We start from the raw sequence: 23,556 nt of genomic DNA, 5'->3' as shown, positions 1-23,556 counted from the left end.
TTTTCAACCAAATATAAAAAAATGAAAACAGAATATGGAGCACACATTCCAACCTTGGTTGAATTGTTTGAAGAAGAATATGAGATTGATTAATTTAATTATTCAACCTCATAATGCAAATACCCAATTTAAATTAGGTCTGCTGTGTTGAAGTCGATCATGCAACGCAATCACGACATGATCTTCGCGTATTTTTCAATCAAGTTAGCTAAACATGATTTGAACATTTTCTCAATTTCCACATCCTGCAATAACCTTGCAAGCTTTGGACACCGACTAAAGTTTTAGATACTCAGCTTTAACGCTTAGTCACTTCACGTGCAATCACCAAACGCTGAATATCGGATGCACCTTCATAAATTTGGCTAACGCGCACATCGCGGTAAATACGTTCAACTGGGAAATCAGATACATAGCCATAGCCCCCATGTATTTGAATCGCATCTGAACACACACGCTCTGCCATGGTTGAAGCAAAAAGCTTGGCCATAGATGCTTCTTTTAAACACGGTAAGCCTGCATCTTTGAGGCTTGCGGCATGTAGAATAAGCTGTCGTGCAGCTTCAATCTGTGTTGCCATATCTGCCAAGCGAAACGCGACTGCCTGATGTTGCACAATTTCAACTCCAAAAGCTTTACGCTCATTGGCATAGTCCACGGCTGCATCTAAAGCTGCTCGCGCCATACCCACCGATTGCGCGGCAATACCAATACGCCCCGACTCTAAATTAGAGAGTGCAATTTTGTAGCCTTCACCTTCTTGCCCCAATAGGTTTTCTGCAGGAATACGGCAGTTTTCCAACACGATGGTGGCGGTATCGGAACAGTGCTGTCCCATTTTGTCTTCTAAACGTGCCACGATATAACCTGGTGTGTTCGTCGGGACTAAAAAGCAGGAAATGCCTTTTTTACCCGCAGTTTTGTCCGTTACAGCAAAAACTAAAGCAACATCTGCATATTTGCCTGTGGTGATAAACTGCTTGGTGCCATTTAAAACCCAATCCTCGCCATCTTTTTCAGCTTTACATTCAATCGCGCTGGCATCAGAGCCGACTTGTGGTTCAGTTAAACAAAAGCAGCCTAACCATTCGCCTGTTGCCAGTTTAGTTAAATATTTTTGTTTTTGCGCCTCTGTGCCGTAGCGTTGTGTAATTCCGCATGGCAATGAGTTTTGCACACTCACAATCGTTGAAATTGCACCATCACCCGCAGCAATTTCTTCTAAGGCTAAAACGAGAGATACATAATCTAAACCTGCACCGCCCCATTCTTCTGCAACGGTCATGCCCAAAGCACCTAGCTCACCCAGTTCTTTTAACTCCTTTGCAGGGAATTCAGCAGTTTTATCACGTGCCGCTGCAGTTGGTTTAAGCTTTTCCTGTGCATAACTGCGCAGCATATCCTGAATCATTTTTTGTTCATGGCTTAAAATCATGGTGACCCTCTGTTTATATGGTAGATGTTGTTTTTGTCAGGAATGCGCGCAACATCCTTGTTCTGTATTGCAACGGTTTTTTAGTATCCAGTTTTTCAATACTTGAATTTTTGCTTAGGCTATTTTATGGATATAGCATCGTCATAACTTATTTCGGTTGCATACGAATTGCGCCATCCAAACGAATCACTTCACCGTTTAAATAACCATTTTCAAAAATATGACCCACCAATTGCGCAAATTCTTCAGGCTTTGCCAAACGTGGTGGAAATGGCACCATTTGCCCTAAAGCATCTTGCACATGCTGTGGAAATGCTTTCAGCATCGGGGTTTCCATAATACCGGGGGCAATCGTCATCACCCGAATGGCTTCACGTGCCAATTCACGTGCCAAAGGCAGCGTCATCCCCACAATTGCACCTTTCGATGCAGAATACGCACTTTGTCCAATCTGCCCATCAAATGCTGCAACCGAAGCAGTATTCACAATCACACCACGCTCTTCTTCATCGGCGGCTAAGTCATATTTCGCCATCAGTTGTGCCGCAAAACGGATCATATTAAAACTGCCCGTGACATTAATATTCAGCACTTTTTGGAACATTGCCAAATCATGCAAACCATCACGTCCCAAGACTTTGGCAGACGGTGCAATGCCTGCACAATTCACCAAGCCATTTAACTGTCCGTATTTTTGCTCAATATGGTTAAAAAGCTGCTGTACTTGGTTTTCATCGGTCACGTCTACAGCTACGAAGTCTGCATTTTCGTCCAATTGCTGTTGAAGCTGCTGCCCAAGTTCTTGATTCATATCAACCAAAATAACTTTTGCACCTTGCGCAACTAAATGTTGTGCAGTCGCAGCGCCTAAACCCGATGCACCACCCGTGACCACACAGACTTTTCCTTGAATTTTCATTTTATTTTCCTTATAAATTTTCAGGTTGATACAACTTAAGAAACAGATTAATCACACTCAAGCTAGAGTACAATTTCCAAACCCTGCATCGACTATGATGTATTTGAACACTCAACTTGTAAATGGAATACCACGCCATCCCATGAATGCAACTCAGCTCACTTACAGCAAAGGTACAATTTCAATTGCTTTAGTCCATGAAGCTTTGCATACTGCACAGCAACGCGGTATGGATACGCATGCGATTTTGCAGACGGCGGGTATTCCTGCAGAGCTGTTACATTCCAACAAAGCGAGGGTGTCAATTCTGCAATATGGTCAATTGTGGATTGCACTGGCAGATGCCATGAACGATGAATTTTTTGGCATGGACAGCCATGCTATGCGTCGTGGCAGTTATCAACTCTTGTCTAAATGGGTGTACCAAGCAGAGCATTTAAAGGCCGCATTACAGGACATTTTAAATTTCTTTAATTTAATACTGGATGATTTTTCAGGTGAATTAAACGTAGATGGTGAATATGCAATCTTAACCATTCACGATAAAGATCAAGTGAAACCGATGTTTAGTTATGCCACTTATTTAATGCTGATTCATGGCTTGATGTGCTGGCTGACAGGACAACGTATCGCTATTTTAAACATGCAACTCAAATGTGCTGCCCCGCAGGATGATGCTGATTATCGTGTCCGTTTCTGTGATGAAATTGAATATGCGTGTACAGCGCATAAGATTTATTTTGAGGCAAAACATCTTGTTTTAAAAATCAAGCAGGATAAAAAAAGTTGGAAACGCTTTTTAAAACAAACACCTTTTAACCTTTTGGTGCGTTATAAAAACCCACATGCGCTGAGTCATAAAATCCGTAAACAATTAATGCGATTGCCGCCGAGTGAGTGGTTAGAACTGAACGAATTAACCCAACATTTCAATATGTCTGAAGCGACGTTCCAACGGCGTTTAAAGCAGGAAGGCACCAGCTATCAGCAATTAAAAAATGAAATCCGTCGAGATACGGCAATTGAATTGTTGAGCAAAACCCAACAATCACTTCAGGAAATTAGCGATCAATTAAATTTCCATGATCCTAGCGCTTTTCATCGTGCCTTTAAAAAATGGACTGGGGTCAATCCTGGTGCATATCGACAATATACCGAAAGCTCATAATTGAAAGCTCATAATTGCGTGACTTATCACCTACTACTCAGCCACTATTTTGTGTATTTTACAAACAACTTAATTATAAAAGAAAACTCATCGCTGTGATTTCAAGGTTGAGCAGTGAACTGGACGTTCATCGGCACTGCATTGTCAAAGTATTAAATTTAGTTTACTTTTCAATCAATTTAAAGCATAAATTTTATGCAATTCGGCTGTCATACTCCCCCTGTAATATTAAATGTACGAGCATCTTTGGAGGTTTCCCCATGCTTAAGATGATGGATGTACTTGAACACAATCTAGTTCAAAATTTCTCTCACTCCCTCAACCAAGCTTCTGACCAATTAGATGAATTACTCAATCAAAGTATTCTAAATACCTCAGAAGAACAGTTACGCAATGTCATGTCTGCGTTTTTCAAACGTGAAGATGCACTTGAAGCAGCGCAAGCCCTAGATATTTGCCAAGAAGATTTACAATCTTTACAAGCAGGTTTAGCACTCAAAGATGAACACCTGTGCGATACCGCTAAAATTGTTGCACTATGTTTAGCTTTAGAAACAGACAGTTTGGCACAAGTTGAAATTCCAGACTGTTTGCAAGATTACCCGATGTAAGCTAAAACTTTGAGCATTCAGTTGCTGAAAGTATTTAAAAAGTGATGTCTTCATGGCATCACTTTTTTATTGGCTGTTGCAATAATAAATAAGAAAAATTGACTTTAAGCCGCTTGCTGCTTTTTGAATCAAAAGCTAGCTATCATCTTGCCAAGCGTTGTTTGTCTATGAAACACTAAGGACAGCTTCAAGGATGCATCAAGATGATTATTCGCAATAAAAACAACAGTTTTACCCTACTGTTTGCATGGTATGGGACAATTTTACCCACGGTCTTACCTGCACTTGCAATTGTGGTCTTCCTTTCTACGGTCTTAGTGTATTTGTCTTCTCACCACTTTTTTCAAGTGCCGAGCGTACCAGCCATTGGCTTTACCATTTTCGGTATTATTTTGTCTATTTTCCTCAGTTTTAGAAATAACGCCAGTTATGAACGTTGGTGGGAAGGTCGAAAATTGTGGGGGACGTTAATTGCAACATCACGGCATATTTCACGTGACTCATACGTACTGCCAGATCAACAGCGTCGGGTCTTGATGTATCGGGTCATGTTGTTTAGTAATTTATTGCGTAACCGTTTACGCAATCAAAACCAACCTATCGATTTTTATCAAAACAAAGTCAACCTCACATCTGCAGATTATGAAGCATTATTTCCGCATATTAATGCCGCACAGTTTATTTTAGAAAGCATTCAAAAAGAGTTAGTCAGCGCACTGAAAACAGGTGAAATTTCCGATATTATTTATCAAGGCTTGAATCAACATATTGTTGAATTGGGTAATGTGCAAGCAGGTTGCGATCGAATTCTCAGCACACCCTTGCCTTTTTCTTATTCAGTCTTGTTGCACCGCACTGTGTATTGCTTCTGCTTTATTCTGCCTTTTAGTTTAGAAGCAAGTTTAGGAATCTGGACACCAATTTTGGTGGGTTTAATTGCCTATTTATTCTTAGGTTTAGATGCTCTCAGCGAACAACTTGAAGAACCTTTTGGCCTGCAAGACAATGATTTACCGCTCAACTCCATGGTGCGATTAATTGAACGGGAAATGCTGAGTTCACTTGGCGAAGAACTGCCACCTGCAATTTTGGCAGTGAAAGGCAACCTAAGCTGACATCAGTTGAGTTGAGGCTCATAAATTGGTCTTGCACTTAAACTTTGCTAATCATTCGTCTATGTTTGCAAGCTGATAAATAGATCTCACAAGATTTTTAACTGATATAACACATCAGCCAGCAAGCCATTGTGCTAAAGTCACCCGATCATTGCCTGCATAATCTTTGACTGTACGAATGTCAGAAAAACCGTGTTCTGCAAAAATCGCTTGCACTGCTAAAGCTTGGTCATAGCCATGCTCTAGTGCAATCCATCCATTTGCTTTCAGCCAGTGCTTACCCTGCGAAATAATCTGCAGAATATCTGCCAAACCCTGATCTGCTGCCACCAATGCACGTTCAGGCTCTGCTGCCAAAGCAGACATGTGTGCATCATTAGCATCTATATACGGCGGATTAGATACAATTAAATCAAAACGTGGCTCGGCTGCTGAACCCAATGCCTCAAACCATGCACCACGGGCAAATTGCACCTGATTTAAAGCATGCTTGCTTGCATTTTCTTGAGCAACTGCAAGCGTTGGTAGGTAAATATCGGTTGCGGTTACCTGCCAATCTGGACGTTCAGATGCTAAAGCCAAAGCAATCGCCCCTGTACCTGTGCCTAAATCGACAATTACAGCATCACGTTGTAATGACAAAGCCAACACAGTTTCGACCAAAACCTCGGTATCAGGACGTGGCACCAAAGTATCGTGCGTGACTTTTAAATCCAGTGTCCAAAATGGCTGTGAACCTGTGATATACGCCAAAGGCTCGCCTGCTGCTATACGTGCCAAAGCCTGCACATACATCTGCTCTTGCGCGGCACTCAATTCCTGATCTGCACGATATTTTAATTCAAGCGCACTGAGTCCTAAAAAATGCTCTAACAACCAAATATTTTCTTGACGCTCATAGCTATCGACTTCACCACGTAGCGCCAAGGCTTGCGCAATATTCATTAACCACCGTTTTGCTGAGCAAGCATCGCCAACTGATCTGCCTGATATTCACGATGCAGACTATCTAGTAGTTCAGTTAAATCACCTTCCATCACCGCATCCAACTTATATAAAGTCAGGTTAATACGATGATCTGTCATACGTCCTTGCGGATAGTTATAGGTACGAATACGCTCAGAACGGTCACCCGAACCCACCAAATCACGACGCATTTCTGAAGTTGCTGCATCTGCTGCAGCACGTTTGGCATTTTCCAAACGTGATGCCAACAACGCCATCGCTTTCGCTTTGTTTTTATGCTGTGAACGCTCTTCCTGACATTCCACCACAGTACCCGTCGGAATGTGGGTTATACGCACTGCAGAGTCGGTTTTGTTAACATGCTGACCACCCGCACCCGAAGCACGATAGGTATCGATACGCAAATCGGCAGGGTTAATATCTACCGTGGTGTCTACATCTACTTCAGGTAAAATTGCCACAGTACACGCTGATGTATGCACACGACCTTGCGATTCAGTCGCAGGAACACGTTGCACACGATGCGCACCACTTTCAAACTTCAAACGGCCATACACGCCTTCGCCATTCACCAAGCAAATGACTTCTTTATATCCGCCGTGTTCACCTTCATTTTCAGATAAAATTTCGATTCTCCAGCCCTGACTTTCGGCATATTTGCTATACATGCGGAATAAGTCACCCGAGAAAATCGCGGCTTCATCGCCACCTGTCCCTGCGCGAATCTCCAAATAAGCCGAGTTGGCATCATTCGGGTCTTTTGGAATCATTAAAATATTTAAGTCAGCTTCAAGTTGCTGAATCAGCGCTTTATTGTCTTTAATTTCTTCTTGCGCCATTTCCTTAAAGTCAGGATCAGACAACATTGCTTCGGCTGTTTCAATATCGGCTTCGGCTTGTGTGTATTGTGACCACACTGCCGTAATTTCGTCTAAATCACTGTGTTCACGTGATAATTGACGAAAACGCTTGTTATCTGAAATCACTTCAACATCTGCCAACAAAGCAGTCAATTCTTCATGGCGGTCAGAAAGCTGATCTAATCGTAAACGTAACGATTCTTTCATTGTTTAAAAAATCTCAATGCAAAGGCTGTTACATGCAACACGCAGCACAGCGAAATAAAAAATTGCGCATAGTTTACCGATTCTACCACCCAAATAACATCATTATTAAGTCTGTACGATGTTTGAAATGCCTATCTGCAGATGTTCTAGCAGTATTTCTGCTTGATGATGCTGTGCATTGCGGTGAATGTACAACTCACCAAGTACCGCAATTAGCATCCGCATTTGGACATTTTTTTAGCAATTTTAATCAAACTCATACAAAGCCCACACCAAAGAACACCAATCTCGTCTGCACTCTCCACATTTTAAAAGCGGCGCTTTGTTAAATTGAGCCCATCAAAATTGATCATAAATAAGTCCTATAAATGGACATGGAGTTCAACATGAAACTTAATGCAATGTTAATGACAGCAGCTTTAGCCACAGCTTCAATGCTCAGTGCCAACGTTTATGCAGACAATACTACGCGCGTTGCCGCAGCCAGTGCTTTAGGCAGTGTTGCAGGTACAGCTATTGGTAAAAATATGGGTGGTACTACGGGTGCAACACTAGGCGCTGCCTTAGGCGGTGCTGGTGGTGCAGCCGTGGCGAGTGATAAGCGTCATCGTACTGAATCTGCAATTGGTGGTGCTTTGGGTGGTGGTGCGGGTTATACCGTAGGTAAAAATATGGGCGGTACCAATGGTGGTTATATTGGTTCAGCTTTAGGTGCAGCAGGTGGTGCAGCACTCGGCAATAAAATCTCGAAAGATAAAGAATATGACCGCTATCAAGAACGTAAATGGAAGAAAAAACGCAACCGTCGTTAATCTTGAACGATAGGCATAGAGCAGCAAAAAAGCATCAACACAGGTTTGATGCTTTTTTATAGGATTAATTTTTCTTCATATATCAGTTCAAAAAAACGACCATAATCAATATGAAGAAATTTAGCAGTGCAATTACAAAGTCTTTACCAAACTTTGCAGATTTACCTCATTGCCCTTCACGATCTTTGCCATCTGTTTCTATATCTTCATTACAAAACATATTAATCAATATTTGGAGCATCCGCATGAAACTTAATCGTATTTTATTGGGTAGCGTTATCGCAAGTTCTGCCTTGCTTATGAGTACTGCGCATGCAAACGATACACGTGTTGCCGTAAGTTCTGCCTTGGGTGGTGCTGTCGGAGCAGCAATTGGTCAACAAATGGGTGGACAAACAGGCGCGATGATTGGTTCAGCCATTGGTGGTGCGGGCGGTGCTGCAGCTTCTGCCAATAAACGTGACCGCAACGGTGCCATGATTGGTGCTGCCTTGGGCGGTGCAGGTGGATATAGCGTTGGTCGCAATATGGCAGGCAACAATGGTGGCTATGTCGGTGCAGGACTCGGCTCTGCAGGTGGTGCAGTATTAGGTCAAAAAGTTAGTGAAGACCGTCGTGATGATCGTTATGACCGCCGCTATGATAGCCGTGGCTATCGCTACAATGACTACCGTTATAATGACCGTTACCGCAAAGACAATGGCTTACATTTAGGTCACTATAAAAATGGTAAACGTCGTTAATTTCTCACGATACTTCTAACAATCAGCACCTTCGGGTGCTTTTTGTTTGCTGACTACTTGCTTGGATAAATGTTTTTTTATAAAGCGTGCTTTTTGGATGAATGTCGCGCGTTGTTAAATGGCAATATCTCATGACTCGCCCATATATCGAAAATTTTCGATATACAAAATCAGTGCAGCATCGTATGATAAAACTCTCTTTAATCAAGCTGGAATAAATGATGCGTTCCCTGCAAGACACAAAATTTGCCATTCTTGAACTCGCACCTGTACGTGATGATCAATCAGTACAGTTTTCACTGCATCATGCACTTGAATTAGCACGACACGCAGAACAACTCGGCTATGACCGTTTGTGGTTGGCGGAACATCATAATATGGATGGCATTGCCAGCTCAGCAACCGCAGTTCTTTTGGGTTATTTATTAGCAAATACGCAAAAAATTAAACTCGGTTCTGGCGGTATTATGCTCCCCAACCACGCACCGTTAGTGGTCGCTGAACAGTTTGGAACTTTAGCGACTTTATATCCTAACCGTATTGAACTCGGTTTAGGTCGCGCACCAGGCACAGATCAAGTGACCATGCGTGCGCTGCGTCGTGGGCGACAGGAAACTGAAGATCAATTTCCGCAAGATGTTTTAGAAATTCTTCATTATTTTAAAGATGCTGAACCACAACAACGTATTGTTGCTACGCCAGGACAAGGTACGCATGTTCCTGTATGGTTACTCGGTTCAAGTTTATTTAGCGCACAGCTAGCTGCAAAATTAGGACTACCCTACTCATTTGCCTCACACTTTGCGCCGCGTATGCTTGCTCAAGCCATTCAGTTATATCGTGACAATTTTGAGCCTTCAGAATATTTAGAGCGGCCTTATGTGTCTATGGGTGTGCCAACAGTGGTTGCAGATACCGACCAAGAAGCAGAATTTTTGGCGACTAGTGCCTATCAGCGTGTTTTAGGTTTAATGCGTGGACAAAGCCTAAAACTCAAAGCTCCAGTCGAAAGTATGGATGGCTTATGGTCACCTGCAGAAAAAATGTCAGTTGATAGTTTTTATGCCATGGCGCAAATTGGCTCAAAGGCGACTGTCAAAGCAGGATTGGAAAACTTATTGGCGAAGTATGATGTCGATGAGTTTATTTTTACCTGTGACATCTATGACACAGAAAAACGCTTACATAACTTTGATTTGCTCATGCAAATGAAGTTAGATACTTAATTAGCTCCGACCTTGTAATTCTATTGAGCTACAAGGTTTCATCAATTAAAAACATTTAAAATAAATAACTTAAATCCGTTTTCTTGTTCTCTTTCGCTTAAATCTCAGTAATCTCAGTTGAATTAATTTTCAATCTTTAGGAATGACTGGCTCGCCTGCACAAAAGACTTTACCAAACAGTACTGCCCCAACAAAATAGAGTAAATGTTCTAATTTATAAAATGAATATATCAAGAGATTCAGCATGGTCAGTCCTAAACACGACGTACATAGACACGCTTTTCAAAACTGCTTGGCAGATTTTCAAGAATTCCAAGGCGAATGCATTCCTGCAACTGAAATCAAACAGCATGACTTCACAGGTTTACGCGTTGCAGTTATTGGTGCAAATCAGGACAGCGTGGCACAACTCGATAGAATTTGTCAGCAAGCAACATCTGTTCAAGTCTTTCAAATTGCACCGCATTTTGTCCTGCCAAGTACAGAACGTGGCATCCATCGCCTAATTAGCCATCCTTTGGTGTTTAAAAATCGACGTTTGTTTAATAACCGCGTCAAAAATATTTTGGCTTTACGCTTTTTAGATGCTCAAGTCAAAGACACGTGGCTTAAACGTCAACTCACACCAAACATTGCAGATACACATCAACGCTATTTTAAATCTGATCATTATTATTCAGCTTTACAACGCGAAAATTGCCATTTGATTACTTGGCCAATTGTCAAAGTCTGTGCACATAGCGTGCATAGTATTGATGGACAAGAACATCCTATTGATACCATTATCACTACATTTTAAGTCACACTAAAAGCATTATCATTTAAATAAATAGTAGCTTGATTTTTATTCTATTTAAATCCAATAAAAAAGAGCCAAAATAAAATTTTGGCTCTTTTAATACATATAGTTTCATTAACCAATACGACGTTTTAAACCTGTCATTTGTAAAACACGTGTTGAAATTTCTTCAATCGACATTTCTGAAACATTTAAATATTTAATCCCTTCTGAAATATAAATACCTTCAATCGCACGCAATTCCATTTGGCATTGATTAAAACTTGCATAACGGCTATTGGCTTTACGTTCAGTACGAATTGCCACAAGGCGTTCAGCATCAATCATCAAGCCAAATAACTTATGTTTATGCGGCTTTAATACGGCTGGCAAACGGTTGTCATCGAGGTCTTCTTCAGTCAATGGATAGTTCGCCACACGAATCCCGAACTGTAAAGAAAGGTAGATGGAAGTTGGCGTTTTACCCGAACGCGACACCCCAATCAGAATCAGATCGGCCTTGTCGTAATGGCGTGTACGTGCGCCATCATCGTTATCTAAGGCAAAATGCACCGCATCAATACGTGCCTTGTAAGATTCAGAATCTGTTACGGCATGCGTCTGCCCGACCAAAGTGGTTGGTGGTGTTCCTAACTCTTCAGAAAGCTTACTAATTAAGCCTTCAAATACATCTAAATTAATTGCTTTGGCAGTGTTGATAATGTCACGCACATATTGGTCAACCAAGGTATCAAACACCAAAGGTAATTGACCATCAATTTGTGCTCGGGCATTAATCTCTGCCACCACATTCATAGCCGCTTCTTCAGACGTAATATAAGGATGAATATGAATATCAAAGTCCACATTTGGAAATTGCGCTAAGAGTGAATGTCCAAGGGTTTCAGCCGTAATTGCAGTTCCATCGGAAATAAAAAAAACACTCCGCTTAATTTGTTTACCATCTGACATTAAAATTCTCCTTAAACATTTGTCTTAGTGCTATATAATCTTTATAGTAAACCGATCTTACATGACTGTCGCTTAGTAAAACCAAATTGCTAAGTAGATTTATTATAATTTCATGACAAGATAGTGATTAATACTGCAAAAGTGGAGTAACAACTTTGGAAGCGCGCGTAATTGGTCTGGAAAAATTAGGGAAACACGATGTTGAGCTCGTGGGTGGGAAAAACTCATCTTTGGGCGAAATGATCAGCCACTTATCTAATGCTGGTGTATCGGTACCAGGTGGCTTTGCAACAACAGCTGCTGCTTATCGTGAATTTCTCGAGCAAAGTGGCCTAAACGCTAAAATTCAAGCAGAGCTAAAAACACTCAATGTAGATGACGTGAATGCGCTTGCTGAAACTGGTGCAAAAATTCGTCAATGGATTGTCGACACTCCGCTTACTGCATCACTAGAACAAGAAATCCGAGTTGCTTTTGAAGCACTCTCTAACGGCAACCCAAACATCGCGGTTGCCGTTCGTTCATCTGCAACTGCAGAAGATCTACCAGACGCATCTTTCGCAGGTCAGCAAGAAACATTCCTAAACATCCGTGGCATTGACAACGTATTAATTGCCATTAAAGAAGTTTTTGCATCTTTGTACAACGACCGCGCGATTTCTTACCGTGTACACCAAAACTTTGACCACGATGTCGTTGCTTTGTCTGCAGGCGTACAACGTATGGTACGTTCAGAAACTGGCGCTGCTGGTGTAATGTTTACCCTAGATACAGAATCTGGTTTCCGTGATGCTGTATTCATTACTGCTTCTTATGGTTTGGGTGAAATGGTGGTTCAGGGTGCAGTTAACCCAGATGAATTCTATATTTCTAAGCCTTTATTAAAAGCAGGCAAACACTCAGTTTTACGTCGTAACCTTGGCTCTAAACACCAAAAAATGATTTATGGTGAAGAAGGCGCGGCTGGTAAATCTGTAGTTGTGGTCGATGTTGAAAAACAAGATCGCCAACAGTTCTCTTTAAATGATCACGAACTGCAAGAATTAGCGAAACAAGCGTTAATTATTGAAGAACATTATCAAGCGCCTATGGATATTGAATGGGCAAAAGATGGTGATGACGGTCAAATCTACATCGTTCAAGCACGTCCTGAAACTGTAAAAAGCCGTGAAAACGTCGGTACTATGGAACGCTACCTATTGAAACAAAAAGGTACGGTCATTTGTGAAGGTCGTTCAATTGGTCAGCGTATCGGTTCTGGTAGAGTCCGCGTTGTAACGTCTATTAAAGAAATGGACAAAGTTCAGGAAGGTGACGTTCTTGTTTCAGACATGACTGATCCAGACTGGGAACCAGTGATGAAACGTGCTGCTGCAATTGTCACTAACCGCGGTGGTCGTACTTGTCACGCTGCAATTATTGCCCGTGAATTAGGCGTACCTGCAATTGTAGGTTGTGGTAATGCAACTGAAGTTTTGACTGATGGTCAGGAAGTTACAGTTTCTTGCGCCGAAGGCGACACAGGTTTCATTTATGAAGGTGCTTTAGATTTTGAAGTTCAAAAGAACTCAATCGAATCTATGCCTAAACTTCCGTTCAAAATCATGATGAACGTTGGTAACCCAGACCGCGCATTTGACTTTGCTCAAATTCCAAACGAAGGGATTGGTCTTGCACGTTTAGAATTCATCATCAACCGTATGATTGGTGTGCATCCTAAAGCATTACTTAATATTGACAGCTTACCACGTGAAACACGTGCAGCAGTTATGGCGCGTACTGCGGGCTATTCATCGCCAATCGAATTCTATGTAGAAAAATTGGTTGAAGGTATTTCTACCCTTGCTGCTGCATTCGCTGACAAACCAGTGATTGTGCGTATGTCTGACTTCAAATCAAACGAATACGCAAACTTAATTGGTGGTAAGTTATATGAGCCAGAAGAAGAAAACCCAATGTTGGGCTTCCGTGGTGCAAGTCGTTATGTGTCTGACAATTTCCGTGACTGCTTCGAGCTTGAATGTCGTGCCTTGAAAAAAGTACGTGACGAAATGGGCTTAACCAACGTACAAATTATGATTCCATTTGTACGTACCGTTGCTGAAGCAAAACGTGTGATCGAATTGCTTGCGCTGAATGGTTTAAAACGTGGTGAAAATGGTCTGAAAGTGATCATGATGTGTGAATTACCAACCAACGCATTGTTGGCTGAACAATTCCTTGAGCACTTCGATGGTTTCTCTATCGGCTCAAATGACTTAACTCAGTTAACACTTGGTTTAGACCGTGACTCAGGCATTGTTTCTCACCTGTTCGATGAACGTGACCCTGCAGTGAAAGCATTACTTTCTATGGCAATTCACGCATGCCGTAAAGCAGGTAAATATGTCGGTATCTGTGGTCAAGGCCCTTCAGATCACCCTGACCTTGCACGTTGGTTAATGGAACAAGGTATTGAATCTGTATCTTTAAACCCAGACTCAGTTTTAGACACTTGGTTCTTCCTTTCTGAAGAAAAAGCTCAACAAGCGTAGTAAAACGTGTTAAAAGAAAACCCATGCACCTGCGTGGGTTTTTTTTCAAATTCATTTTTTGAGATTTTATATTTATGCAAATTTACTTGGCACGAAATAATCAACAAGCTGGGCCATACACCTTAGAGCAGCTCAACCAAATGCTCGCCAGCCAACAAGTGTTGCTGACAGATTTGGCTTGGCACCAAGGCATGAGCGAATGGAAAGCTTTAGGTGAACTCACCCAAGGTAAACTTGTATATGAACCACAAGGCTACGTCAGCACACCACCTGCCCCTGAACATTCACCTTTTCAAAATACAGATTACACGGCTACAAACACATCACGACCAAGCTCAGCATCGTCAAACTCCAGAACACAGGCAACAAAAAATGAATTGGCGAGCATTAACCAACGTGCTTTAGCCAAAATTATAGACATGTTGTTATGGTTGCCTGCAGCAGCACTTCCCTCTTTTTTCTTAAATGCGGACCAGTTTGAACAATTGTCTGGTTTACAACAAAAAATGCAGGCAGCGACAACGTCTGATCAAGCCATGCAATTGCAAACTGAACTCTTTCAGCTCATTCCAATGCAAGCTTGGCAAGCGGTGGCAATTTATTTATTGATTATGCTGGGCATACAAGCCTTCCTGCTGGCTAAAACTGGACAAAGTATTGGCAAACGTCTGACTAAAATTAAGATTGTCGATGCTGAAACCGATGAAAAAGTCAGCCTAATGCGTGTGTTTACTATTCGCTCTATCATTTTCATTATTTTGAATATGATGTTTATGCCCTTCATCACAATTTTAGATTATGGCTTTGCATTTGGTGCAAAACGACAGGCTTTGCACGATAAACTCGCCAAAACCAAAGTCGTAAAGCAATAATTTGATTTTATTTATTCAGGGATGATTGATCATCCCTTTTTTCTTATAATATTGATAAATATAAATAAATTAAAATTAACACAAATAATTCCGAGTATAAAAATTGGTTTTCATTCCCTCCACTTAAAGCCGCTTTATGTGTAGCTTAGTTTGTCGATATCAGGCATAATGCCCTACAACGTAGCGGTGTCCGATGATTAAGAAGACTTTTTCATCTTTTATGATGTCTTTTTAATCATGCGACACTTTAATCGCTATCCCATATTAAATTAGGGAATGGGACTCTTCACCGAGGTTGTAAAATGAGACAAACGATTTTAGCTGTATTGTCTTTATCTACGATGGCTGCACTCTTAACTGGGTGTGGCGGTGATTTAGTACTTCTGAACTCAAAAGGTCCAGTTGCAGCAGGTCAAAGTAACCTGATGATGACTGCGATTTACCTAATGCTATTGGTGGTTATTCCATCTGCAATTATGGCATTGTGGTTCGGTTGGAAATATCGCGCATCGAATAAAGACGCAGACTATCAACCAACATGGTCACACTCTACTGCAATTGAAATTGTAGTATGGGGTATACCTGTTATTATTATTTGTATTTTAGCTTGGTTAACTTGGTGGGGTTCCCACAAGTACGACCCTTACCGTCCGCTAGAATCCGAAAAAGCTCCTTTAACTGTTCAAGTTATTGCTGAACAATTTAAATGGATCTTCATCTACCCAGAACAGAACATTGCTACTGTTAACGAATTACGCTTCCCAGAGCAAACGCCTGTAAGCTTACGTTTAACATCTAACTTCACAATGAACTCGTTCTTTATCCCTGCATTATCTGGTCAGATTTATGCAATGGCGGGTATGCAAACTCACTTGAACGTTTTAGCAGACAACACGGGCGAATTCCGTGGTTTCTCATCTAACTACTCAGGTTATGGTTTCTCGCAAATGCGCTTTAAAGCTCACTCTGTAACTCAAGCTGATTTTGAGCAATGGGTAACAGCTGTTAAAGCAGGTCAAGGTACGACTATCAATCCTCAAGCTGTTCAAAAAACAGTTTTAGATCAAGCTGAATTTGCTTCTTTACGTGACGGTAACCGTTCACAGAAACAAATTGATGCAATGGTTCGTAACGCCAAAACTGAATTAGAGAAAAAACTTGCTGCAACGGCTTTAAAAGAAGGTCCATATAAGACTCAGCCACATCCTGTGACTTATTACTCTTCTGTTGAGCAAGGCTTGTTTGAATCAGTGATCAATAACTATATGAGTAACTACCATGGTGCTGACCATTCAGCTCCTGTAGTGGCTGGTGAAGCGCCTGCTTCTGAAACTCATGTAGCAGTTGAACATGCGACTGCTTCTCAAGGGGAATAAGACATGAGCTTATTAGGTAAGTTAGGTCCAGATGCAATTCCTTACGATCCAATCGTATTGGTAACTGTTGCAGCGATGATCTTAGGTGGTCTTGCAGCGATTGCTGGTATTACCTACTTCAAAAAATGGGGCTACTTGTGGAACGAATGGTTCACATCTGTAGACCATAAAAAAATTGGTATCATGTATATCTTTGTATCTGTAGTCATGTTACTTCGTGGCTTCGCAGATGCGATCATGATGCGTCTTCAACAGTTCCTTGCGAAAGGTGGTGGTGAAGGCTATTTACACCCAGAACACTATGACCAGATTTTCACCGCACACGGTGTGATCATGATCTTCTTCGTGGCAATGGGTCTTGTTGTTGGCTTAATGAACATCTCTGTACCATTACAGATTGGTGCTCGTGACGTAGCCTTCCCGTTATTAAACTCTTTAAGCTTCTGGTTATTCGCTGGTGCTGCAGGTTTAATGATGGTTTCACTTGCATTAGGTGAATTCGCTGCTACAGGTTGGATGGCTTATCCTCCTCTATCTGGTATCGAATACTCTCCAGGTGTTGGTGTTGACTACTATATTTGGGCACTACAGGTTTCTGGTCTAGGTACGCTATTAACGGGTGTTAACTTCTTCGTTACCATCATCAAAATGCGTGCGCCTGGCATGAAACTTATGGACATGCCTATTTTCACTTGGACATCATTAGTTACTGCGGTACTTATCATTGCAACTTTCCCAGTTTTAACTGCGACAATTGCGATGTTAACGCTTGACCGTTACTTCGGTTTCCACTTCTTTACCAACGACATGGGTGGTAGCCCAATGTTGTATGTAAACTTGATTTGGACATGGGGTCACCCAGAAGTATATATCTTAGTATTACCAGCATTTGGTATTTACTCTGAAGTAACTGCGACTTTTGCGCGCAAAACTTTGTTCGGTTACAAATCAATGGTGTACGCAACCGTTGCAATTGGTGTGTTATCACTTGTTGTATGGGTTCACCACTTCTTTACCATGGGTGCAGGTGCCAACGTTAACGCGTTCTTCGGTATCATGACCATGATTATTGCGATTCCTACTGGTGTGAAAATCTTCTCTTGGTTATTCACTATGTACAAGGGTCGTATTACCTACACTACCCCAATGCTATGGACACTTGGCTTCCTTGTGACTTTCGGTATCGGTGGTTTAACAGGTGTATTAATGGCAGTTCCACCAGCGGACTTCCTTGTACACAACTCTTTATTCTTGATTGCTCACTTCCATAACGTAATTATTGGTGGTGTTGTATTCGCGATGTTCGCAGGTATCATTTTCTACTGGCCAAAAATGTTTGGTTGGAGACTCAATGAAACTTGGGGTAAAGCAGCATTCTGGTTCTGGTTCTTCGGTTTCTACTTTGCATTCATGCCGTTGTATATCCTTGGTTTCATGGGTATGACACGTCGTTTGAATACTTATGACAACCCTGAATGGGATCCGTACTTGTCAATCGCGTTCTTCGGTTCTGTGTTAATTGCTATCGGTTTATTCTGCTTCGTTATGCAGATCGTGGTTGGTTTCTTACAACGCAACCAACGTTTAGACCTTACAGGCGATCCATGGGATGGTCGTACGCTTGAATGGGCGACTTCTTCTCCAGCACCGTTCTATAACTTTGCTCACCTTCCAAAGATCAATGGTATTGATACTTTCTGGACTGACAAAGAAAATGGTGTTGCATACGCTCGTCCAACGAAGTATGAAGATGTCCATATGCCAACTAACCGTGCAGCTGGCTTCATAATTGCAATGTTTATTACAACTATGGGCTTCGCATTAATCTGGCATATTTGGTGGCTAGCAATCGTTACGTTCATTGCGGCAATCATCAGCTTCATCGTGAGTTCTTTCACGAAGAAAGTGGACTACTATGTTCCTGCTGCTGAAGTTGAGCGTATTGAAAACGAACGCTATGCGATCCTTGAAAAACACTTGAAGAAGGACTAAGACATGGCTGAAGTACTTCATCACGACAACCACGGACATGATGATCATCACCACGATGATACAGACATCACCGTCTTTGGTTTCTGGACCTACTTGATGAGTGACCTTGTAATTTTTGGTACACTTTTCATCGCGTTCGCTGTATTAAGTAGCCACGTTCCAGTAGGCACTCCAACAGCTAAAGATTTGTTTGGCGAGTCATTAGGCTTCGTTTTAACAGAAACTTTTGCCCTGTTGATTTCTTCTGTAACTTTCGGTTTTGCCGTTTTAGCTGCTTACAAGAAAGATGTTGCTAAAGTTCTAACTTGGTTAGGCGTGACTTGGGTTTTCGGTGCGATCTTTATTGGTATGGAACTTTATGAGTTCAACCATTTAGTTCACGCTGGACATGGTCCAAGTGCGAGTGCGTTCTTATCTGCGTTCTTTACTTTGGTTGGTACGCACGGTATTCACGTAACTTCAGGTTTAGTTTGGATGATCGTGTTAATGGTTCAAATCAAGAAATATGGTTTGACTATTCCGAACATGCGTCGTTTAGCTTGCCTAAGCTTGTTCTGGCACTTCCTTGACATCGTTTGGATCTGTGTATTCAGCGTAGTTTACTTGATGGGAGTTCTCTAATGAGTCACGATCACAACTCTGCTGGTGCATCACACGGTAACACTAAGCAATATACGATTGGCTTTATCCTTTCTGTTATCCTTACCATTATTCCTTTTGGTATGGTTATGGCAGGTGGTTTTGGCCGTGGTATTTTGATTACTGTTATTTCGATTACAGCAGTTGCTCAGATTCTTATTCAATTAATTTATTTCTTGCATATGAATTCTTCTTCAGAGCAACGTTGGAACGTGATTGCATTCGTGTATACCATTCTGACCATTGCCATCCTTTTGGTTGGTTCTGTATGGATCATGAACTACCTACACTACAACATGATGATCTAAACTGGTTGTCATGCTGAAAAAGTATTTATTCCTGACAAAGCCAGGAATTCTCTTTGGTAATTTTATTACCACTTTGGGTGGCTACTTTGTAGCTGCCCAAGGTTCTGTAGATTTCCTTCTCCTACTGCTTACTCTGCTTGGTACAACGCTTGTTGTCGCCTCAGGATGTGTGGTCAACAATATTATTGACCAAGACATCGACCAAAAAATGCAACGCACACAAAACCGTGCTTTAGTGAAAAAAACTGTTTCTGTTCCTATTGCGCTGATTTATTCAGTGGTATTGGGCATAATTGGTTTTAGCATTTTATGGTTTGGAGTTAACGCATACGCTTTTCTTTTTGCACTGATTGGTTTCGTGGTTTATGTCGGCTTTTACAGTCTATGGACCAAACGCACAACAATTCATCAAACCATTATTGGCAGTATTTCAGGCGCAAGCCCACCTGTCATTGGTTATACAGCTGTTGCAAATCAATTTGACTTAGCTGCACTACTTATCTTTTTAGGTTATGCACTTTGGCAAATGCCCCACTCTTGGGCGATTGCAATTTACCGTTTTGATGATTACAAAAATGCGGGGATTCCAATTTTGCCAGTTGCTCGTTCAATTTTACGAACGAAAATTGAATCACTAATTTATGTGGTGTTATTTACCGTTGCCATGAATGGACTGTTTGTATTTGGTTATGCAAACTGGCTATATCTGGTTATTTTGAATACACTTTGTATTTATTGGTTCTATATTGGCGTCATTGGCTTCAAAGCAGAAAATGATCAATTATGGGCAAAACGCTTTTTCCTATTTTCGGTTATTTTAATTACTGTTGTGAGTTTATGTTTTAGCTTTACAGCAACCGCACCAAGCACGCAAATCATACTTTTTTAAAAGATAGAGTTTAGCTCTATCTTTTAATGGAGTGCCTGCCTACCCTCTCCACACTTCAATATTTAAATAATAACAATTTATCTGTCTTTGATTTATTCGTCCTTAATAATTTTCGAATTAAACACTCTAAAAGTTAGTGACATACAAATACAAAGTATAAAATTTAAATTCCAATCATAGATGCAAAATATTACATTCCCTTTTTACCCAAGCCGATCTTTTCTTAGACCAAGCCTTGAATTTACTTGGTAAAAGCTCTAAAATTCACGCTTCGCAATTTTGCGACACAACTTCGGTTGTGACTCCTTGCTTCTGGCTCAATTTAGTCAGGGGCTGCATAAACCGTAAGGAGCTGACAATGCGTCACTACGAAATCGTACTTTTGGTACACCCAGACCAAAGCGATCAAGTTGTGGGTATGGTAGAACGTTACCTAACTCACATCAAAGAAGCTGAAGGTCAAATTCACCGTTTAGAAGATTGGGGCCGTCGTCAATTGGCTTACCCAATTAACAAAATTCACAAAGCGCACTACATTCTTATGAACGTTGAATGTGGTCAAACTACGCTTGACGAGTTAGAAGAATTGTTCCGTTATAACGACGCGATCCTTCGTAGCTTGATCATCCGTCGTGAAAACGCTATCACTGAAGAGTCATTATTGGCTAAGAGTGCTGAAGAAAAACGTGCGCGTAAAGCTCAACGTGAAGAAGCACAACACGCTAACCAAGACTCTGCTGAAGCTTAAGGAGAACATCAATGGCACGTTTTTACCGTCGTCGCAAGTTCTGCCGCTTTACAGCTGAGAACGTTACGTACATCGACTACAAAGATATCGATACACTAAAACAGTACATCACTGAAAATGGCAAGATTGTTCCTAGCCGTATTACAGGTACTAAAGCTCGTTACCAACGTCAATTAGCGCTTGCTATTAAACAAGCTCGCTACTTAGCGTTGATCCCTTACACTGACAATCATAAGTGAGGTTGAGCTGTGGATATTATCTTATTACAACGCATTAAGAACCTTGGTAAATTAGGCGATAAAGTTTCAGTTAAAGCTGGTTACGGCCGTAACTACTTGATCCCTCAAGGTAAAGCAGTTGCTGCAACTGAAGCAAACACTGCTGCATTTGAAGCTCGTCGTGCTGAACTTGAGAAGCAAGAAGCTGAAATTTTAGCTGCTGCTCAAGCACGTGCTGACCAATTGAACGAAGTTAACATCGTAATCACTGCTAAAGCTGGTGATGAAGGTAAACTTTTCGGTTCTATCGGTACTCGTGACATCGCTGACGCGTTAACGAATGCTGGTCTTGAAGTTGACCGTGCAGAAGTTCGTTTACCAAACGGTGCGCTTCGTCACACTGGTGAATTCAACATCGCAATCCAATTGCACCATGATGTTGTTGCTGAAGTTCTCGTTACTATCGTATCTGAGTAATTTGCTGCAAAAGAAAAGAGCATGCCTAATCGCATGCTCTTTTTTTGTCTTTAGAATATACGATTAGTACAATTTTCCTAAATCGTCCTGCACGCTTTGACTTATCCTTCGCCAAAATCTACTCGCTTTTTTTTCTAGAGGGCGTATCATCGGGAAGTGGAAAGAATATGAGTTTCAAATTCTATCCCCGTGCATTATTCAGCATTTACTGTTTTAAAAATCAGGGATTTATATGTCACAGGCGACTGCTAGCGCAAAGCAACATACTGCAAAGTCTGATCTAAAACCAAATGAGAACAGCCCGCTTAAAGAGTTTCGTACCCCACCGCATAACTTAGCCATCGAACAAGCTGTTTTGGCTGCGTTAATGACTGTGGCCGAATCTTTTGAACAAGTGGGTGATGTGCTACAAGAATCTGATTTTTACGCGACACGCCACAAATATATTTTCCGCGCCATTGATTCTTTGTCTAAAGAAAACTCACCTTATGATGCCGTATTGGTGAATGACTGGCTGATTAAACAAAATTTACTTGAAGCTGCAGGCGGGGAAGAATACTTAATGCAGCTCATGGCAGACTCGCCTTCTAGTTTTTATAACCTAGAAACCTATGCCACGAAAATTAAAGAATTCTCGACCCTCAGAAACATGATTAAAGTCAGTTCTGAAATTTTACAAAATGCCTATGACACCAAAGGGCGTAGTGTAAGTGAGATTTTAGATTTGGCTGAAACTAATATTTTCCAAATTGCCGAACAACACAATAACAATGCCAAAGCGCAAGGCCCAAAAGCCATTTCGAGTGTGGTTGCCGATGTATTCGATAAACTTGATGAACTTTCTAAAATGGAAGGCAATATTACAGGTTTAACCACAGGCTTTGTGGAGTTAGATAATAAAACTTCGGGCATGCAAGCGGGTGATTTGATTATTGTCGCTGCGCGTCCATCTATGGGTAAAACCACCTTTGCCATGAATTTGGTTGAAAGTGTTTTGTTTAACAATGACTTACCTGCCCTTGTCTACTCTATGGAAATGCCTGCAGACTCAATTGCAATGCGTTTGATTTCTGCATACGGCAAAGTGCATCAAGGGAACTTACGTTCAGGTAAACTCAGTGGCGATGAATGGTCAAAAGTCACAGGCACGATTTTACAACTGCAAGAAAAGCATTTGTATATTGATGACTCATCTGCCCTGCCGCCTACGGAAGTACGTGCACGTGCGCGACGCATTGCCAAACAACATGGCGGTAAAATTGGCTGTATCATGGTCGATTATTTGCAGTTAATGAAAGTCCCAGGCATGGGCGATAACCGTGTCGGCGAAATCTCAGAAATTTCACGTAGCTTAAAAGCCTTGGCCAAAGAGATGAACTGCCCTGTGATTGCTTTGTCACAGCTCAACCGCTCATTAGAGAACCGACCTAATAAACGCCCTGTGATGTCTGACTTGCGTGAATCTGGTGCAATTGAGCAGGATGCGGATTTAATCATGTTTATTTACCGCGACGAAGTTTACAATAAAGAATCTAAAGAAGCAGGTACTGCCGAAATTATTATTGGTAAACAGCGTAACGGCCCAATTGGTACGGTACGTCTTGCTTTTGAAGGGCAATATACGCGTTTTAGTAACTTATCTCCTGAGTATTATGCTCAGTATGATGATGAAGAGTAATGCTTGCATTGCT

At 41.4% G+C, this 23,556-nt stretch carries 23 protein-coding genes; 18 read left to right on the top strand and 5 right to left on the bottom strand.

Annotation, left to right across the window (positions count from 1 at the left end; all coding sequences use genetic code 11):
• Nucleotides 1-298: 298 nt before the first annotated feature.
• Complete coding sequence (locus FTU66_RS10200; protein WP_004973203.1) at nt 299-1,435, bottom strand: acyl-CoA dehydrogenase family protein; 1,137 nt, start codon at nt 1,433-1,435, stop codon at nt 299-301.
• Between the two features lie 148 nt (nt 1,436-1,583).
• The gene (locus FTU66_RS10195) at nt 1,584-2,354 is read right to left on the bottom strand and encodes a 3-hydroxyacyl-CoA dehydrogenase (RefSeq protein ID WP_180112769.1); all 771 of its coding nucleotides are present in this window, start codon (nt 2,352-2,354) and stop codon (nt 1,584-1,586) included.
• Nucleotides 2,355-2,496: 142 nt separating this feature from the next.
• Here FTU66_RS10195 and FTU66_RS10190 point away from each other — a divergent pair, with 142 nt between their 5' ends.
• The 3 genes from FTU66_RS10190 (at nt 2,497) to FTU66_RS10180 (ending at nt 5,248) form a co-directional block, all read left to right on the top strand.
• Entirely contained in the window at nt 2,497-3,522 is a 1,026-nt protein-coding gene (locus tag FTU66_RS10190; protein ID WP_180112770.1) for an AraC family transcriptional regulator, read from the top strand.
• A gap of 260 nt (nt 3,523-3,782) precedes the next feature.
• A complete protein-coding gene (locus tag FTU66_RS10185; protein WP_104852119.1) occupies nt 3,783-4,133 on the top strand; it encodes a hypothetical protein in 351 nt (116 codons plus the stop codon).
• 203 nt (nt 4,134-4,336) lie between these two features.
• On the top strand, nt 4,337-5,248 hold the full coding sequence (locus tag FTU66_RS10180; RefSeq protein WP_004973196.1) for a bestrophin family protein: 912 nt from the start codon (nt 4,337-4,339) through the stop codon (nt 5,246-5,248).
• Between the two features lie 114 nt (nt 5,249-5,362).
• Here the strand turns inward: FTU66_RS10180 and prmC are convergent, their stop codons facing one another.
• Nucleotides 5,363-6,193, bottom strand: a complete 831-nt coding sequence (prmC, locus tag FTU66_RS10175) for a peptide chain release factor N(5)-glutamine methyltransferase (RefSeq protein WP_167846066.1) — start codon at nt 6,191-6,193, stop codon at nt 5,363-5,365.
• On the bottom strand, nt 6,193-7,281 hold the full coding sequence (prfA, locus tag FTU66_RS10170; RefSeq protein WP_004973192.1) for a peptide chain release factor 1: 1,089 nt from the start codon (nt 7,279-7,281) through the stop codon (nt 6,193-6,195). Before prfA ends, prmC begins: the two co-directional genes overlap by 1 nt.
• 386 nt (nt 7,282-7,667) lie before the next feature.
• Between prfA and FTU66_RS10165 the strand changes: the two genes are divergently transcribed.
• The 4 genes from FTU66_RS10165 (at nt 7,668) to FTU66_RS10150 (ending at nt 10,861) form a co-directional block, all read left to right on the top strand.
• Entirely contained in the window at nt 7,668-8,093 is a 426-nt protein-coding gene (locus FTU66_RS10165; protein WP_004973189.1) for a glycine zipper 2TM domain-containing protein, read from the top strand.
• A gap of 245 nt (nt 8,094-8,338) precedes the next feature.
• Nucleotides 8,339-8,836, top strand: a complete 498-nt coding sequence (locus tag FTU66_RS10160) for a hypothetical protein (RefSeq protein ID WP_004973185.1) — start codon at nt 8,339-8,341, stop codon at nt 8,834-8,836.
• A gap of 221 nt (nt 8,837-9,057) precedes the next feature.
• Complete coding sequence (locus FTU66_RS10155; protein ID WP_004973182.1) at nt 9,058-10,062, top strand: LLM class flavin-dependent oxidoreductase; 1,005 nt, start codon at nt 9,058-9,060, stop codon at nt 10,060-10,062.
• Between the two features lie 244 nt (nt 10,063-10,306).
• Nucleotides 10,307-10,861: a hypothetical protein gene (locus FTU66_RS10150; protein ID WP_004973179.1), complete on the top strand. Its 555-nt coding sequence runs from the start codon at nt 10,307-10,309 to the stop codon at nt 10,859-10,861.
• 114 nt (nt 10,862-10,975) lie between these two features.
• Here FTU66_RS10150 and FTU66_RS10145 read toward each other — a convergent pair whose 3' ends face one another.
• Complete coding sequence (locus FTU66_RS10145) at nt 10,976-11,812, bottom strand: pyruvate, water dikinase regulatory protein (protein ID WP_004973178.1); 837 nt, start codon at nt 11,810-11,812, stop codon at nt 10,976-10,978.
• A 155-nt stretch (nt 11,813-11,967) separates the two neighbouring features.
• Between FTU66_RS10145 and ppsA the strand changes: the two genes are divergently transcribed.
• The 11 genes from ppsA to dnaB all read left to right on the top strand — a co-directional run bounded on the left by ppsA (nt 11,968) and on the right by dnaB (nt 23,543).
• The gene (gene ppsA / locus FTU66_RS10140) at nt 11,968-14,346 is read left to right on the top strand and encodes a phosphoenolpyruvate synthase (protein WP_004973175.1); all 2,379 of its coding nucleotides are present in this window, start codon (nt 11,968-11,970) and stop codon (nt 14,344-14,346) included.
• A 74-nt stretch (nt 14,347-14,420) separates the two neighbouring features.
• Nucleotides 14,421-15,218, top strand: a complete 798-nt coding sequence (locus tag FTU66_RS10135) for an RDD family protein (protein ID WP_004973172.1) — start codon at nt 14,421-14,423, stop codon at nt 15,216-15,218.
• A gap of 302 nt (nt 15,219-15,520) precedes the next feature.
• Entirely contained in the window at nt 15,521-16,594 is a 1,074-nt protein-coding gene (gene cyoA, locus FTU66_RS10130; protein ID WP_004973169.1) for a ubiquinol oxidase subunit II, read from the top strand.
• Between the two features lie 3 nt (nt 16,595-16,597).
• Nucleotides 16,598-18,586, top strand: coding sequence for a cytochrome o ubiquinol oxidase subunit I (gene cyoB / locus FTU66_RS10125; RefSeq protein ID WP_180112768.1), 1,989 nt, complete (start codon nt 16,598-16,600; stop codon nt 18,584-18,586).
• A 3-nt stretch (nt 18,587-18,589) separates the two neighbouring features.
• Complete coding sequence (gene cyoC / locus FTU66_RS10120; RefSeq protein ID WP_004973159.1) at nt 18,590-19,207, top strand: cytochrome o ubiquinol oxidase subunit III; 618 nt, start codon at nt 18,590-18,592, stop codon at nt 19,205-19,207.
• Nucleotides 19,207-19,533 carry a cytochrome o ubiquinol oxidase subunit IV gene (locus FTU66_RS10115; protein ID WP_004973158.1) on the top strand — a complete coding sequence of 109 codons (327 nt, stop codon included), beginning with the start codon at nt 19,207-19,209 and terminating at the stop codon, nt 19,531-19,533. Before cyoC ends, FTU66_RS10115 begins: the two co-directional genes overlap by 1 nt.
• Before the next feature lie 10 nt (nt 19,534-19,543).
• Entirely contained in the window at nt 19,544-20,422 is an 879-nt protein-coding gene (cyoE, locus tag FTU66_RS10110) for a heme o synthase (RefSeq protein ID WP_167846069.1), read from the top strand.
• A 358-nt stretch (nt 20,423-20,780) separates the two neighbouring features.
• Nucleotides 20,781-21,170 carry a 30S ribosomal protein S6 gene (rpsF, locus tag FTU66_RS10105; protein WP_004973153.1) on the top strand — a complete coding sequence of 130 codons (390 nt, stop codon included), beginning with the start codon at nt 20,781-20,783 and terminating at the stop codon, nt 21,168-21,170.
• Between the two features lie 11 nt (nt 21,171-21,181).
• The gene (gene rpsR, locus FTU66_RS10100) at nt 21,182-21,409 is read left to right on the top strand and encodes a 30S ribosomal protein S18 (protein ID WP_004719336.1); all 228 of its coding nucleotides are present in this window, start codon (nt 21,182-21,184) and stop codon (nt 21,407-21,409) included.
• Nucleotides 21,410-21,418: 9 nt separating this feature from the next.
• A complete protein-coding gene (gene rplI / locus FTU66_RS10095; protein WP_004973150.1) occupies nt 21,419-21,865 on the top strand; it encodes a 50S ribosomal protein L9 in 447 nt (148 codons plus the stop codon).
• A 232-nt stretch (nt 21,866-22,097) separates the two neighbouring features.
• Complete coding sequence (gene dnaB, locus FTU66_RS10090) at nt 22,098-23,543, top strand: replicative DNA helicase (protein WP_004973149.1); 1,446 nt, start codon at nt 22,098-22,100, stop codon at nt 23,541-23,543.
• Nucleotides 23,544-23,556 lie beyond the last annotated feature (13 nt).

Origin of the sequence: Acinetobacter sp. YH12131 (assembly GCF_013418635.1) — a bacterium.
GTDB classification, from domain to species: Bacteria; Pseudomonadota; Gammaproteobacteria; order Pseudomonadales; family Moraxellaceae; genus Acinetobacter; species Acinetobacter towneri.
Note: the sequence above shows the minus strand (reverse complement) of the source record. Positions and strands in the feature narration are given on the sequence as shown.